The organism is Kineosporia succinea, assembly GCF_030811555.1.
Taxonomy (GTDB): domain Bacteria; phylum Actinomycetota; class Actinomycetes; order Actinomycetales; family Kineosporiaceae; genus Kineosporia; species Kineosporia succinea.
In genome coordinates this window covers 558,588-573,359 of sequence record NZ_JAUSQZ010000001.1, presented here as the reverse complement: position 1 = coordinate 573,359, position 14,772 = coordinate 558,588, and the positions used below count along the sequence as shown (strand labels likewise).

Sequence of the window (14,772 nt, the reverse complement as noted above, 5' to 3'; positions counted from 1 at the left end):
GAGGTCCCCGGTGAGTCTTCGCCGAACCTTGGATGCAATGGGTGCGATGGTGGAGCGGGCGTCGTCCGTACCGCTGTCGGCTTCCTGCATGGTCAACCGCGCCGAGATGCTGGCTCTGGTGGAACGGGCCCGGGCCGAGCTGCCCGTCGAGCTCGACCAGGCGGCCGAGCTGCTCGTGGCGCACCAGGAGGTGATCGCCCGGGCCGAGAACGAGGCTGAGGGCCTCCTGGCCCAGGCCCAGGCCGACGCCGAGGCGATGATCGCCGAGAGCGCCCTGGTGGCCGGCGCCCGCGCCCGCTCGGAGCAGATTCTCGACGCCGCCCGCGCGGAGGCCGCCCGGCTGCTGCGCGAGTGCGACATGTACACCGACAACCGGCTCGCGGCCCTCGAGGCCGACCTGCAGCGCACGATGGGCCAGGTGCGGCGCGGCCGTGACCGCCTGCGTGAGCGCAGTGAGCTCGACTACCTCGAGTCCCTGGCCGACGAGTCCGACCCCGAGGGTCGGGACGTGCAGGCCGGGCACGAGCAGGCGGTCGAGCAGCGGCGCGAGCAGGAGTCGTGGGAAGAACGCAACCGCGGCCGCGACGAGGCCTACGACCACCAGGCCGACACTGAAGACGCGTACGACCAGGAGCGGGAGGCGCCCAAGCCGGACGACGCGGGGGCCGACCCGGCCCCGGCGCCGGCTGTCGAGGTGCGGGAGCCCGAACTGGTGCCGGCCGGGGCGGGGACGGAGCACCGGGTGATCGATCTGACGGCCGTGGAACGGGCCGCCGAGCGCTCCGGTTTGGTCGACCGGGCGACCTGAAGTAATCTTCCTAGCTGGTCTTAGTGTGTCAGCCCGATCCCTGCGTGTGATCACCGTCGAAGGCGGTGGAGAGCCCGCTGAAGGAACGGGGCTGGTCCGTCAGTTTCTCGTAAGGAGTGCACCATTCGTCTGAATGCCCGATCGCCCTATGTTCTCGACACCCGGGAACTCGGCCGGCGCCCGGGCATGATGCGGAAGGTGCAGCGGACCGTCCCGGCCCCGGCCGAGCTCGGCACCGAGGTGATCGGCGTTCCTGAGGGCACCGACGTCGAGCTGGATCTCCGGCTCGAGGCGGTGATGGAGGGTGTGCTGGTCAGTGGCACGGTCTCGGCCGTGGCAACGGGTGAGTGCATCCGCTGCCTCGACGGGGTCCGGCAGGAGCTGGACGTCCGCATCGCGGAGCTGTTCAGCTACCCGGAGAACCGAGTCGCCGAAGACCAGGACGACGACCGGCAGGAGGTCGAGGAAGAGATGATCAACCTCGAGCCCGCCCTGCGCGACGCGGTGGTTTCCGAACTGCCGTTCCAGCCGGTCTGCCGGGAAGACTGCCCGGGCCTGTGCTCCGAGTGCGGAGCACGGCTCGCAGACGACCCGGACCACAGTCACGAGGTCGCCGACCCGCGCTGGGCGGCACTTCAGGGCATCCTGACCGACGGGGTGTCACCGAAAGATTCCGGATCGCCCGCAGTGGGCAACCCGGACGAACCGAAGGAGAGCTGACGGCGTGGCCGTTCCGAAGCGGAAGATGTCCCGCAGCAACACGCGGTCTCGCCGGGCGCAGTGGAAGGCGACGCCGACGGCGCTCACCGCCACGACGTCGGGCGGCACCACCACCTACTCCCGGCCCCACCAGGCGCAGGTCGTCACCGACTCCGCCGGCACCCCGCTGTACCTCGAGTACAAGGGTCGCAAGGTCAAGGACCTCTGAGTCTGAGCATGACCACCGGGCATGCATCTGACGGGGCATCCGTAACCGTGACCGACCCGACCGATGCATCGTCCGCCGGCCTGGACGCCGAGGCGCTCGCCAAGCAGGACAAGCTTGTCGAGGTCCTCGGCGTCCAGGTCAGTCATGGGCTGCTCTTCAAGGCGCTGACCCACCGCTCGTACGCGTACGAGAACGGTGGGCTCCCCACGAACGAGCGGCTGGAGTTCCTTGGCGACTCCGTACTGGGCCTGGTCGTGACCTCGGCCCTGTACAACAGCCATCCCACACTGCCCGAGGGGCAGCTGGCCAAACTGCGCGCCGCGGTGGTCAACATGCGCGCGCTGGCCGGCGTCGGCCGTCGCCTCGGCCTCGGTGAGTACCTGATGCTCGGCCGGGGTGAAGAGGCCAGCGGGGGCCGCGACAAGTCGTCGATCCTCGCCGACACGGTCGAGGCCCTGATCGGTGCCGTCTTCCTCGAGTCCGGCATGGACATCGCCGGTGAGCTCGTGCACCGCCTGGTCGACCCGCTGCTCGAGACCAGCGCCGAACTCGGCGCCGGCCTGGACTGGAAGACCAGCCTGCAGGAACTCACCGCCATGGAGAGCCTCGGGGTGCCGGAGTACGCGGTCACCGAAGAGGGTCCCGACCACGCCAAGCTCTTCCACGCCTCGGCGCTGGTGCAGGGCCGGTCGCGGGGCGAGGGCAGCGGGCGCAGCAAGAAAGAGGCCGAGCAGGAGGCCGCCGCCGCCGCCTTCGGCCGGCTCACGGCCGACCGCGCGGCCCGCGCCGCGGAAGAGACTCCCGCCGAAGAGGCCTGAGCCGTGCCGGAGCTGCCCGAGGTCGAGGTGGTGCGGCGTGGCCTGGCCCGCTGGGTCATCGGTGCCACCTTCGAGGGCGTCGAGGTGCTGCACCCGCGGCCGGTGCGCCGTCACGAGGCCGGGATCGACGACTTCGTCTCCCGGCTCGAGGGCGTCACCGTGGTGGACGCGGTGCGGCGCGGCAAGTTCCTCTGGCTGAACCTCGACTCCGGTGAGGCGCTGCTCGCGCACCTCGGCATGAGCGGGCAGATGCTGCTCGAAGAGCCGGACGCCCCCGACGAGAAGCACCTGCGGGTGCGGCTCGGGCTCGCCGGGGCGCAGGGCCGCGAGCTGCGATTCGTCGACCAGCGCATGTTCGGCGGGCTGGCCGTGGTCGAGATGGTGCCGACGCCCGACGGGGGTCCGGGTGGGCTCGGCGGAACACCGGCCGACGTGGTGCCGACCGAGGAGCCCCGAGACGACGGGGTGATCGAGGGGACGTACGAGGCCGGTGAGGCGCTGATCCCGGCGCCGGTGGCCCACATCGCCCGCGACGCGCTCGATCCCGCGCTCGACGTCGACCTGCTCGCGGCCCGGTTCAAGCGGCGCGAGACCGGCCTCAAGCGAGCGCTTCTCGACCAGACGCTGATCTCGGGCATCGGCAACATCTACGCCGACGAGGCGCTGTGGCGGGCCAAGCTGCACTACGCGCGCCCCACCGAGAAGCTGAACCGGCCCACGCTGAACCGCGTTCTGGCCCATGCGCAGGACGTGATGCGGGAGGCGCTGGCCCAGGGCGGCACCAGCTTCGACAGTCTCTACGTCGACGTGAACGGCCAGAGTGGTTATTTCGAGCGGGGTCTGGACGCGTACGGGCGCGAGGGCGAGGCCTGTCACCGCTGCGGCAGCCGGATGCGGCGCGAGACCTTCATGAACCGGTCGTCGTTCTTCTGCCCGAAGTGCCAGCCGAAGCCCCGCGAAGGGCGCTTCTAGGGCCTGTCCGGTGTCACGGGCGCATCGCGGTGGGCCAGTGATCAGCAGGACAGGCCCCGGTCGCGCTCAGTCGAGCCGGTAGCCGTACCCGCGCAGCGTGACCAGCCGGTCGGCGTGCCGGCCGAGCTTCACCCGCAGCCGCCGCACGTGCACGTCGATGGTGCGGTCGCCGGAGATGTAGCCGGTGTGCCAGACGGCGCGCATCAGCTCGTCGCGGCCCAGGGCCTGCCCGCGGTGCCGCTCGAGGAAGGCCAGCAGGTCGAACTCGCGGCGGGTCAGCTCGACCGGGTCGCCGTCGAGCTCGAGGGTGCGGCGGGTGATGTCGACGTCGAACGGCTCGGCCGGGCGGCCGGGTTCACCGCCTGCCGGGCGGTTCCCGGCGCGGCTCTCCGCGCGGCCTTCGGTGCGGCTCTCGGTGCGGCTTGAGGACGTCGTGGTCGCCGCGGTGGGCACCGGCGCGAGCGCGGTGGTGCGGGTGGGCGACGCGTCGCCGGGCTCGTCGCCGGGGGAGGCCCAGCGCCGGGCCCCGTTGGTGGACCGGCCCGGGCGGGCCGGCTCGCGCAGCTCGATCTCCACGCTGGTGACCACGTCGGGAGCGACCGCGTGCACCAGGTCCTCCACCGCGCGGGCGATGCCGCGCAGGTCGGGACCCGGCCGGCGGCCGCCGTTGTCGTCGCCGCTCACTCCCGGGCGCCGGGCGTCGGGAGCTCCGGGCACGCTGAGTCGCACGACCAGCCCGGCCTGCGCGTGGTCACCTCGGTTGGCATCTGGTCCCGGTGAGGTCAACATTGAAAAGCTCCGGTCGCGTAGATCAGCAGGAACAGCCCGGGCGATCGACCGGTCACGGCGGCAGCGGCCGTGACCAGGGCGCCAGGCTCGGATCAGCTGACGGGACAACTACCCATGAGATCGAGTGAAGCACTCGTTCGGCTGAGCTACAAGTAACTCTATCGGATTGGTCTAGAATTTCTGGCGAATACTGATCCCGGAGGCATAGATGGCCCTGCCCGACTTCTTCCTGCTCGGTGCCCCCAAGGCCGGGACCACCGCGCTGCACGCGGCTCTCGCCCAGCATCCGCAGCTGTACCTGTCCGCGGTGAAGGAGCCGAAGTTCTACCTGTGCGACGGTGGCCCGCCCCGGCGATCCGGGCAGCGCGGGCCGGGCGACGCGCACAGCGCCCAGGAGTGGGTGTGGCGCCGCCGGGAGTACGAGTCGCTGTTCGACGTGGCGCCCGCGGGCACGCTCCGGGGTGAGAGCACGCCCTTCTACCTCTACGACCGGCTCGCCCACCGGCGCATCCACGCCGACGTGCCGCACGCGAAACTGCTCGTGGTGCTGCGGGATCCGATCGACCGGGCGTACTCGAACTGGATGCACCTGTGGGCCGACGGGCTGGAGCCGATCGGGGACTTCGCCTCCGCGTTCGCGGCCGAACCCCAGCGCGTCGCCGCCGGCTGGGCCCCGTTCTGGCACTACCGCGGCCTTGGGCTCTACGGCGAGCAGTTGCGTGACCTGATCGGGGTGTTCGGCCGTGAGCAGGTGCACGTGCTGCGCTACCGCGACCTGGTGGAGACGCCCGACGCCGCGATCGACCAGGTCTGCCGCTTCCTCGGGGTGGAGACCGGTCACGTCGCCCAGCCCGCTCGCGAGAACTCGCGCTCCTACGTGGAACCGGGGCCGCGCACGGCCGTGCTGTCACGGGTGGTGCGGGCCGGCGCGGCGGCGGGAGCCTGGGTGCCGCCGCAGGTCTGGCGCCGCGCGAGCGGTCCGCTGCTGAGCTACCTGCAGAAGGGCGGGGCCCGGCGGCCGGTGCTCGACGCGGAGGTGCGCATGCGCCTGGTCGAGTTCTACCGCGACGACAACGCGCTGCTCACCGAGATCGCGGGGGTCGGGTACTCGGACTGGATGGGCGCGACCTCCCGCGGCCAGTTCGCGCCGTCGGGCAACGAGTCCTGAGGTGACCCGGTGGTGAGGTGACGGACGCTCGCCGGCGACCGAAACGTCCTCAGGCGGTGGAGGTGTGCTTCGGGCGGCCCGCCAGCAGGATCAGCCCCACCGCGATCGCCGCGCCGAGCGCGGTCTCGGTCATGCGCTCGGTGGTGGTCGCGAGCGGATCGCTCTCCACCGCCAGGTGCTGCATGAGCAGGGCCAGGGGCGTGATCGCGATGACCGCCAGCCCGTAGTTGCGCATCACGAAGAGCTCGGCGAAGGCCTGGGCGAGCAGGGCCAGGACCAGGGTGGTGACGACGCCCGGGTCGGTCGAGAGGACGGCCAGGCTGATGAGCACGCCCAGCGCCGTGCCCCAGACCCGGTGCAGGGCGCGCGTCACCCGGTGGCGCGCGCCGGGTGGGCTCATCAGCGGGGCCACGGCCGACACCATCGCCCAGTACGGATGCGCACCGCCGGCCGCCGCGGCGACCGTGCCCGCGATCGCCGGACCGGCCGTGCAGGCGAGCAGGTCACCGCGCACGCCCTCACCCCGGAACAGCTCGGAGATGCTGAGACGTGTCTTGCGGGAGGCTTTCTCGCGGTTCCGGCCCGCCGCGAAGAGCTGCCCGGACTGGCCCAGGAGCACCGCGAGCGAGGCTGCCCCGAGGCTCACGGCGAGCGCGAGCGGCACGGTCGACCAGTCCTGCGGATGACTGGAACAGGCCCCGACCGCGAAGACCGCGAACAGGGAACCGGGCGGGGCCCAGTGCGCCCAGCGGGCCACCAGGTAGGCGATCCCGCTGGCGGCCGTGGTCGCGGCGATCGCCAGCGGGGTGCCGCCGACCGCCGCGACGACCACGCCGAGCGTGACGCAGGCGGCCATGAACAGGCCGCTCTCGGTCTGCATGCGCAGGCGTGAGGCGTAGATCGAGTGCCGGCCGTAGAGGCTGTTGAAGGCCCCGAAGCTGGCGAAGAGGGTGAGGTCGGACCGGCCGAGCGCGAGGACCACCGAGACCGGCACCCCCACGGAGAGCACGGCTCGCAACGCTGCCCAGTGGGCGTGCTCGTGGGGTCGGAGTTCGGTCAGCCCCCAGCCACGGACCGTGGCAAGGGTGGACACCCAGCCATTGTGCACCCGGTGCCTCCTTATCTGCACCCGGTGACAAAAGCGCCTAGACCAGCTCCGTGCGCAGGTCGTGCGACCCGTCCGGCAGCGCCGCCTCGTAGTAGAGACGCCGGCCACCGTCGGGGAGGTCGACCACGTCGAGGTAGCGCAGGGCGTGGTCACCGTGCGGCGACTGGGCGATCGGCGCGTCACCGACGGCCGTGAACGACCCGGCCGGGCCCAGGGCCACCCCGGTGCGCTCGAACCAGTTCTCCGCCGCGCTCGCGCGCCCGTCGTAGTAGGCGGCGAGCCCGTCACCGTGGGGGACCACCGCCGTGACCCGCGCGCCGCGGGCGTCCCACCGCCCCGCGCGTCCCTCGATCGCCACCGGCCCGAGCTCCCACTCCAGCCCGTCGTCGCTCGTGGCGTAGCGGGAGTTCATCCGATCGGTGGCATCCGGGTCGTCGAGGGGATGGCAGCACACCCACATCTGCCAGCCGGCGGCGTTCCGGTGCACCACCGGGTCTTTCACGCCCCAGGACTCGTCGCCCGGCAGCACGACCGTGCGCTTGCCGGTGGGCAGGTCCACCACGTCGGCCGCGTCGAGCGCCTCGATCCACCAGTGCTTGGAGTTCGGCGTGGAGCAGCTCAGGTACAGCCGCCAGCCGCCGTCACCGGTGGGCAGCAGGGCCGGGCGCTCGAGCGAGGCGGCGCCGAAGATGTCCCGTCCGACCGAGGTGACCGTCTCGAACGTCACGCCGTCGTCGCTGCGGGCGATCGTGACCGCCACCCCGCGACCCTCGTCCAGCGGCCGCCGTACCCGGTACGCCAGCCAGTACACCCCGTCCTGCAGGCAGACGCTCGGGGCACCCGCCCAGAAACCCGGGCCGGAACCTGGCGCTTCGATGCAGACCTGTGACGCGGAGTGATCGGGGACGGTGAAGCCGGACCTGGTCATGTGGGGCTCTTCCTCCGTGCTGCTGAGGTGGGGCGGCCTTCCGGTGGGGGCCAAGTGTGCCAGTCCAGGTTTGTTGTCGTGCGAGTAACACCGGTCGAACGCGGATACCCTGGGGCGGTCCGCATCAGCCGAGGAGCCAGCCGCCCGTGCACCTGAAGACCCTGACCCTGCGCGGGTTCAAGTCGTTCGCGTCGGCCACCACTCTGCGTCTCGAACCGGGCATCACGTGTGTCGTCGGGCCGAACGGGTCGGGCAAGTCCAACGTGGTCGACGCCCTCAGCTGGGTGATGGGTGAGCAGGGCGCCAAGAGCCTGCGCGGCGGCAAGATGGAAGACGTCATCTTCGCCGGCACCTCCGGCCGCCCGCCCCTGGGCCGGGCCGAGGTCGCGCTCACGATCGACAACACCGACGGTGCGCTGCCGATCGACTACACCGAGGTCACGATCTCGCGCACGATGTTCCGCTCCGGTGGTTCCGAGTACGCGATCAACGGCTCCCCGTGCCGCCTGCTCGACATCCAGGAACTGCTGTCCGACTCCGGTATCGGCCGCGAGATGCACGTGATCGTCGGGCAGGGCCAGCTCGACGCGGTGCTCCAGGCCACCCCGGAGGAGCGGCGCGGGTTCATCGAAGAGGCCGCGGGAGTCCTGAAGCACCGCAAGCGCAAAGAGAAGGCGATCCGCAAGCTCGACGCGATGCAGGGCAATCTGCAGCGTCTCGCCGACCTCACCACCGAGATCCGGCGTCAGCTCAAGCCTCTCGGCCGGCAGGCCGAGGTGGCGCGCAAGGCCCAGGTGGTGCAGGCCGACCTGCGCGACGCCAAGGCCCGGCTGCTGGCCGACGACCTGGTCACGCTGACGTCGACGATCGCGGCCGAGATGGCCGACGAGGCGGCGATCACCCAGCGGCGTTCCGAGGTGGAGCAGGAGCTGGCGTCCACACGGGCCCGATTGTCCTCGTTGGAGCTGGCCGCCAGCGCCGCGTCGCCGCAGCTCTCCCGGGCGCAGAACACCTGGTACCAGCTCTCGTCGTTGCGCGAGCGCACGCGGGGCACGAACAGCCTGGCCGCCGACCGGCTCCGGCTGCTGTCCGAGTCCGAGCCCGACGAGCGCCGTGACGGGCGTGACCCCGACGACCTCGAGGCCCAGGCCGCGCTGGTGCGGGAGCAGGAGGAAGAGCTCCAGGCCGAGGTCGAGGGCGCCAACGAGCTGATGCTCACGGCCGAGGACCGGCGTCGCGAGGCCGAGCAGGCCGCTCGCGCCGAGGAGCAGCGGCTGGTCGAGCTGGCCCGGCGCGCGGCCGACCGGCGTGAGCAGCTGGCCCGGCTGGCGGGCAGGGTCGGGGCGGCCCGCAGCACGGTGGACGCGTCGGTGGGCGCGGTGGAGCGGCTGTCGGGCACGATCGCGGACGCTGAGGAGCGGGTGCTCGCGGCCCAGGCGTCGGTGGCGGAGCTGGAGTCGGTCTCGGTCGCCGATCCGGACGATTCGGATGCTGAGCAGGCCGAGGCGCTCCAGGTCGAGGCGGCGTCCGTCTCGGAGCGGATCCTGGCTCAGGAGACCGAGCTGGAGGAGCTGCAGTCCCGGCTCACCGGGCTGAACCGGGAGCTCGAGGGCCTGCGGCACACCGAGCGCGAGGCGCACGGTGAGCGCAAGGAGTGGTCGGCGCGGCGGGACACCCTTGCTCTCGGGCTGCGGCGCAAAGACGGTGCGGGTGCGGTGCTGGCCGCGGGCGACCGGGTGCCCGGGCTGATCGGCTCGCTGGCAGCGGTGCTGGCGGTGGAGCCGGGCTTCGAGACCGCGGTCGCGGCGGCACTGGGGCCGGCGGCCGAGGCGGTCGCGGTGGGAGAGCTGTCCGGGGCCCTGGCTGCGCTCTCGCTGCTGGCCGCGGAAGACGGGGGGCAGGCGGTTCTGGTGCCGGCCTCGGTGACGTCACCGGCCGATTCGGATCCGGACGGCTGGCCCTCGCTGCCGGCCGGGGGCCGCTGGGTGCGGTCGCTGGTGCGCGAGCCCTCGGCTCTGAGGCCGGCCCTGGACCGTCTTCTGCACCGCGTCGCCGTGGTGCCGGATCTCGCCGCCGCCGCCGAGCTGGTGCGCCTGTGGCCCGACGTCCGCGCGGTGACGCCGGGCGGTGAGCTGGTCTCGGCGGCCCTGGTGCGCGGTGGCTCGGCCTCGGCGCCCTCGCCGATCGAGACGCAGGCCGCGGTCGAGCAGGCCGCCGAGCGGGTGGCTCTGGCGGCGGCCACGGCCGAGGAGGCGGGGGCCGCGCTGACGCAGGCCCGCGACCAGCAGCAGACGGTGCAGCAGCAGGTCCGTGATCTGCAGGGTGCGCTCAAGCAGGCCCAGGGCGATCTGCGCCGGGTCGAGAGCCGCATCGGTGAGCTGGAGGGACGCCGGGCCCAGGCCGCGGCGAAGGTCGCCGCCGAACGGGGGCGGCTCGCGGGCACGGCCCGCGCGGCCGAGGCCGAGGTGGAGCGGCTGCGCGACCAGCTCGGGCGCTCCCGGCAGACCGAGGCGGACGCTCGCGAGGCCCTGTTCGAGCTGGAGGCCCAGCTCGAGGCCGCCTCAGAGTCTCTCGAGGCCGAGGACGAGGAGCCGGACACCTCCGAGCGTGACCGGCTGATCGAGGCCACGGCCCGGCTGCGCGGCGAGGAGACCGACGCGCGCCTGGCCCTGCGCACCGCCGAGGAACGGGCCCGCGCGGTGGCCGGCCGGGCCGAGCAGCTGATGCGCCGGGCCGCCGAGGAACGCGCCGCCCGGGCCAAGGCGGTGGCCCGTGAGGAACGGCGCCGGCGGCAGATGCAGATCGCCCGGGCCGTGCTGGCCGGTGGCGAGTACATGCTCGTGCTGCTCGAGAAGACGCTGGCCACGGCCGAGTCGGTGCGGGACCGGCTGGAGGCCGAGCGCGACGCCCGCAACGTCGAGCTCACCACCGTGCGCGAGAGCGAGCAGCGGCTGGCGGCGGAGCAGGCACGGCTGATCGACTCCGCGCACCGCGACGAGGTCGTGCGCACCGAGCAGCGGCTGCGCATCGACGCGTTCCGGCAGCGCAGCGTCGACGAGCTGGGTATGGACCCGGACGTGCTGATCGAGGAGTACGGCCCGCACCAGCTGGTGCCGCCGAGCCTGCTGGCCCCCGGCGACCCGGAGCCGGCCACCCCGCCCGAGCCGAAGCCGTTCGACCGGGCGACCCAGGAGAAGCGGCTGCGCAAGGCCGAGCGGGGCCTGAACCTGCTGGGCACGGTCAACCCGCTGGCCCTGGAGGAGTTCGCGGCGCTCGAGGAACGGCACACGTTCCTCAACAAGCAGCTCGACGACCTCAAGGTGTCACGGCGCGACCTGCTGCAGATCATCGAAGACGTCGACAAGCGGGTCGAGGAGGTCTTCACCGAGGCCTTCAACGACACCGCGCGCGAGTTCGTCGGGGTCTTCCAGCGGCTCTTCCCGGGCGGTGAGGGCAAGCTGATCCTGACCGACCCGTCGAACATGCTCACCACCGGTCTCGACGTCGAGGCCCGGCCGCCGGGCAAGAAGGTCAAGCGGCTCTCGTTGCTGTCCGGTGGCGAGCGCTCGCTGACCGCGGTGGCGCTGCTGGTGTCGATCTTCAAGGCCCGCCCCAGCCCGTTCTACGTGATGGACGAGGTCGAGGCGGCGCTGGACGACGTCAACCTCGGGCGTCTGATCGGGATCTTCGAGGAGCTGCGGGAGTCGTCGCAGCTGATCGTGATCACGCACCAGAAGCGCACCATGGAGGTTGCCGACGCGCTGTACGGCGTGACCATGCGTGGTGACGGTGTGACCACGGTGATCAGTCAGCGGCTGGCGGACGACGAGCCCGAGTCGGGTTCCCGGTCGCGGCGGCGGCCCGCGGGTGAAATGGTGGACGTGGTGGAGCTTCCCGGGACCGGCGCGGCTGCCGGGGTGGCCGGGGACGGCGCGGCTGATCGGGTGATCGATCTTGACGCGGCGGCTGAGGTCTCGGTGACGACGGTGGACGGGCCGGGATCGCCCGGCTGACGTGATCATGACGTCCCGCTGAGGTCGGCATGACATCACCAGGGCCCCCGGGTGCATCCCGGGGGCCTTTTCCCTGACCCGCGACTACTCTTCGATTGTCTTGACCACGGCGAGTTTTCGCTCCCCACCGATAACGACTTCGATGCGCGGGCAGTTCCTGTTGCAGGCTGGGACTTTTCCGGTAGTTGCCCGGGTCGTTCCTGTGACTACTCCAGCCGGGCGAAGATCGACTGCGACCTCGGACACACTCGGCCGACCTGCGGTTGCTCGCGAAAAGGCTTGTTGCGAGGGGCTTTTCAAGGTGCGGGAATGGGCACGAAATCGGCCGGGTGTCCAGTATCGACAGGCAAGAGTGACGCGATCGAAACAATTGGCAGGGCCGTTCCCATTGGGTCGAGACGAAATACCTCGTAACGTAGACATGTGATTGCCGCGATCGTGGGACTGCTGCTCATCCTGGCCATTGCGATCGGATTCCTGTACCTGATCGCTGCACCTCAATTACGTTCGGGCTCAAGGGTTCTCACCCCCGAGGGGCAACGGGCGGTGAACGCGGCCGCCTCGGTGCCGACGGCTGCGGGCCGGGGCACGGCCAAGGGTGCCATCGCTTCGTGGCGCGCTTCGATCGCGACAGCCCACTGGTTCCAGCGCATCTGGCACCCGCTGAACGAGGCGATGCACTCCGGTCTCGACCAGCTCGAGAATCGTGGCGCCGTGGCGCCGGGGCAGAGCGAGGCGCCGGTCCGTGAGGTCGGCGTCGCCGGCCTCACCTCCACGATGGGCCGCACGCAGCCCCGCGGTCACTCGCGTTCCGCCACGGACGGCCGTTCCTCCGGCGCCGCGTGGCTGGGCAAGACCGGTGAGATCCCGGTGCGGGACATCGCGGTGCCCCACGACCCGCCGATGACCGACGACGGTGACCGCCCGCCGGCCGAGGTGCCCGACACCGAGATGACGATGCCGATGGCGCCGGTCCCGGCTGGTGCGGGCGCTGGCGCGGGTGTGGCTCCGGTGCTGAAGGGGCTGGCGCCGAAGGGTGTGCCGTCCGCGAAGCAGGCCGGGGCGAAGGTCGCGAGTGCGGCCGGCCGGGGAGCGACGCCGGGTGCGGCCGCGGCGGCCTCGCCCGCGGCGGCGGCCCGGGCGACGGGTGGCATCACCACGGGTGTCAGTGCGCGGGCCGGTGGCTCTGCTGCGGGCGGTTCGGGTTCCGCCTCGGGTGGCTCTGCTTCCGGGAGCCCGGGGTCGGGTGCTGTCGGTGCCGGTGTCTCCGCTGCCGGTGTCTCCGCCGGTCAGGACGCTTCCCCGGCGGATACCGGCCAGAGCGGCGTGCGGCACGCGAGCACTGCGGCGAAGCCGGCGGGCAAGCCCAAGGGTCCGCGGCGCGACCGGTTCGACGTGGCCGCGATCATCGGCAGCCGCGGCAAGAACAAGGCGAAGACCGACGCGAAGACCGACGCGAAGGCCGTCGAGGCGAAGGCCGCCGGCCGTGCCGAGGCGCCTGCCGGTGACAGTGCTCCCACAGCGAAGCCGGCGGTGGCCCCGTCCGACGAGACGGTGATGATCCAGCCGGTGAAGGCGGAGATCGCCGGATCCGGTGCGAAGAGGCCCGCCGTGCCGGCCAAGAAGTCCGCCGAGCCGGCCAAGAAGAAGGTCGCGGCGAAGTCCGAGGTCAAGGCCACGCCGAAGGTCGAGGCCCGGGTGTCCGATCGGGTGTCCGAGCCGGTGGCCCCGTCCGACGAGACCGTGATGATCCAGCCCGTGAAGGAGCCGCTCGTCTCCGCCGACGAGACGGTGATGATTGCCCCCGTCAAGGACCCGATCGCCACCTCCGGCGTGAAGAGCCCGACGGTGAAGCCCGGTGTCCCGGCGGCTCCGGAGCCCACCGCGTCCATGTCGTCGGCCAAGGTCGAGTCGAAGAAGAGCGAGCCGGTGGCTCCGTCCGACGAGACGGTCATGATCGCCCCGGTGAAGGACGAGGCGACCTCGGTCGCCGAGGCTGAGAAGGCGGCGGCTGAGAAGGCGGCGGCTGAGAAGGCGGCGGCTGAGAAGGCGGCGGCTGAGAAGGCGGCGGCTGAGAAGGCGGCGGCTGAGAAGGCGGCGGCTGAGAAGGCGGCGGCTGAGAAGGCGGCGGCTGAGAAGGCGGCGGCTGAGAAGGCGGCGGCTGAGAAGGCGGCGGCTGAGAAGGCGGCGGCTGAGAAGGCGGCGGCTGAGAAGGCGGCGGCTGAGAAGGCGGCGGCTGAGAAGGCGGCGGCTGAGAAGGCGGCGGCTGAGAAGGCGGCGGCTGAGAAGGCGGCGGCTGAGAAGGCGGCGGCTGAGAAGGCGGCGGCTGAGAAGGCGGCGGCTGAGAAGGCGGCGGCTGAGAAGGCGGCGGCTGAGAAGGCCGCGGCTGAGAAGGCCGCGGCTGAGAAGGCCGCGGCGGACGCAGAGGCCGCCCGGGAGACTCAGGTCATCGAGACGTCCGAGCCGTCCGTTCCCTCGGCGGCGGAGACCGCGGTGTTCGCCCCGGTGCGCGAGCCCATCGCCCGCAGCACCTCGGCGCCCGACCCGGCCGCGAACCAGACCAGGCCCAAGGCCACGAGCAGGCCTGAGAACACCAGCAAGAACGAGAACACCAGCAAGAACGAGAACACCAGCAGGCCTGAGAACACCGGCAATAACGAGAGCGAACCGGCCGCCGAGGCGGCGACCGAGGTCATGAAGCCCGTCGAGTCGGCCCCGGCCGAGACGGAGGTCATGACGCCGGTCAAGGCAGGCCAGGCAGCGAAGGCAGGCCAGACACAGAAGGCAGGCCAGGCAGCGAAGTTGGGCCAGGCGCAGAAGGTGGGCCAGGCGCAGAAGGCGGCCACGGCACAGAAGGCAGCCTCGGCAGGCCAGGCAGCGAAGGCGGGCCAGCCGCAGAAGGCAGCCAAGGCCGCCGTCCCCCCGGCGGCGGCCGAGACCGAGGTCATGGCCCCGGTGAAGGCCCCGTCTTCTTCGGACGAGACCGTGGTCATGGCCCCCGTTCCCGCCGCCGACGAGACTGCCGTCATGGAGCCGGTCGAGGCCACCGGCCCGCAGCCCAGGGCCCACGACAACACCAAGGGCCGGTCCAAGGGCAAGAAGGTCCGCGGCGGGGGCCGCGTCCGGCACGGGCGCTGATCCGACCGGCAGAGAAGGCAACCCGCACCGGCATCCGAACGGCACCTTCACGAAGGCGCGGTTCCGGGAACCGTCGCCCCGGCGACCGCCCCGGGAGCCGCG

Annotated in this window: 11 protein-coding genes; 8 read left to right on the top strand and 3 right to left on the bottom strand. The window is 72.0% G+C overall.

What is annotated here, in order from left to right:
- Positions 1–37: 37 nt before the first annotated feature.
- The 5 genes from J2S57_RS02605 (at position 38) to J2S57_RS02585 (ending at position 3,526) form a co-directional block, all read left to right on the top strand.
- Positions 38–808, top strand: coding sequence for a hypothetical protein (locus J2S57_RS02605; RefSeq protein WP_307237849.1), 771 nt, complete (start codon positions 38–40; stop codon positions 806–808).
- A gap of 189 nt (positions 809–997) precedes the next feature.
- On the top strand, positions 998–1,528 hold the full coding sequence (locus J2S57_RS02600) for a YceD family protein (RefSeq protein ID WP_370882555.1): 531 nt from the start codon (positions 998–1,000) through the stop codon (positions 1,526–1,528).
- A 4-nt stretch (positions 1,529–1,532) separates the two neighbouring features.
- Positions 1,533–1,736, top strand: coding sequence for a 50S ribosomal protein L32 (gene rpmF / locus J2S57_RS02595; RefSeq protein WP_231445300.1), 204 nt, complete (start codon positions 1,533–1,535; stop codon positions 1,734–1,736).
- 47 nt (positions 1,737–1,783) lie between these two features.
- On the top strand, positions 1,784–2,554 hold the full coding sequence (gene rnc / locus J2S57_RS02590) for a ribonuclease III (RefSeq protein WP_307237844.1): 771 nt from the start codon (positions 1,784–1,786) through the stop codon (positions 2,552–2,554).
- Between the two features lie 3 nt (positions 2,555–2,557).
- Positions 2,558–3,526 carry an Fpg/Nei family DNA glycosylase gene (locus J2S57_RS02585; RefSeq protein WP_307237842.1) on the top strand — a complete coding sequence of 323 codons (969 nt, stop codon included), beginning with the start codon at positions 2,558–2,560 and terminating at the stop codon, positions 3,524–3,526.
- Positions 3,527–3,592: 66 nt separating this feature from the next.
- On the opposite strand, the gene J2S57_RS02580 is transcribed toward J2S57_RS02585, so the two are convergent.
- The gene (locus J2S57_RS02580; protein ID WP_307237840.1) at positions 3,593–4,315 is read right to left on the bottom strand and encodes a winged helix-turn-helix domain-containing protein; all 723 of its coding nucleotides are present in this window, start codon (positions 4,313–4,315) and stop codon (positions 3,593–3,595) included.
- 208 nt (positions 4,316–4,523) lie between these two features.
- On the opposite strand from J2S57_RS02580, the gene J2S57_RS02575 reads away from it, so the two are divergent.
- Complete coding sequence (locus J2S57_RS02575) at positions 4,524–5,483, top strand: sulfotransferase family protein (RefSeq protein WP_307237838.1); 960 nt, start codon at positions 4,524–4,526, stop codon at positions 5,481–5,483.
- A 49-nt stretch (positions 5,484–5,532) separates the two neighbouring features.
- Here J2S57_RS02575 and J2S57_RS02570 read toward each other — a convergent pair whose 3' ends face one another.
- Both J2S57_RS02570 and J2S57_RS02565 read right to left on the bottom strand, forming a co-directional pair.
- Complete coding sequence (locus tag J2S57_RS02570; protein WP_307237836.1) at positions 5,533–6,576, bottom strand: FUSC family protein; 1,044 nt, start codon at positions 6,574–6,576, stop codon at positions 5,533–5,535.
- Positions 6,577–6,628: 52 nt separating this feature from the next.
- The gene (locus J2S57_RS02565; RefSeq protein WP_307237835.1) at positions 6,629–7,519 is read right to left on the bottom strand and encodes a hypothetical protein; all 891 of its coding nucleotides are present in this window, start codon (positions 7,517–7,519) and stop codon (positions 6,629–6,631) included.
- A 146-nt stretch (positions 7,520–7,665) separates the two neighbouring features.
- Between J2S57_RS02565 and smc the strand changes: the two genes are divergently transcribed.
- Positions 7,666–11,532 (top strand): chromosome segregation protein SMC, encoded by a 3,867-nt coding sequence (gene smc, locus J2S57_RS02560; protein WP_307237833.1) that lies wholly within the window; start codon positions 7,666–7,668, stop codon positions 11,530–11,532.
- A 423-nt stretch (positions 11,533–11,955) separates the two neighbouring features.
- Complete coding sequence (locus J2S57_RS02555) at positions 11,956–14,670, top strand: histone H1-like repetitive region-containing protein (RefSeq protein ID WP_307237831.1); 2,715 nt, start codon at positions 11,956–11,958, stop codon at positions 14,668–14,670.
- Positions 14,671–14,772 lie beyond the last annotated feature (102 nt).

Coding starts and splice junctions, on each gene's coding strand:
- J2S57_RS02600 (WP_370882555.1), top strand. CDS start 998: ATGCGGAAGGTGCAGCGGACCGTCCCGGCCCCGGCCGAGCTCGGCACC.
- J2S57_RS02605 (WP_307237849.1), top strand. CDS start 38: ATGGGTGCGATGGTGGAGCGGGCGTCGTCCGTACCGCTGTCGGCTTCC.
- J2S57_RS02575 (WP_307237838.1), top strand. CDS start 4,524: ATGGCCCTGCCCGACTTCTTCCTGCTCGGTGCCCCCAAGGCCGGGACC.
- J2S57_RS02580 (WP_307237840.1), bottom strand. CDS start 4,315: ATGTTGACCTCACCGGGACCAGATGCCAACCGAGGTGACCACGCGCAG.
- J2S57_RS02565 (WP_307237835.1), bottom strand. CDS start 7,519: ATGACCAGGTCCGGCTTCACCGTCCCCGATCACTCCGCGTCACAGGTC.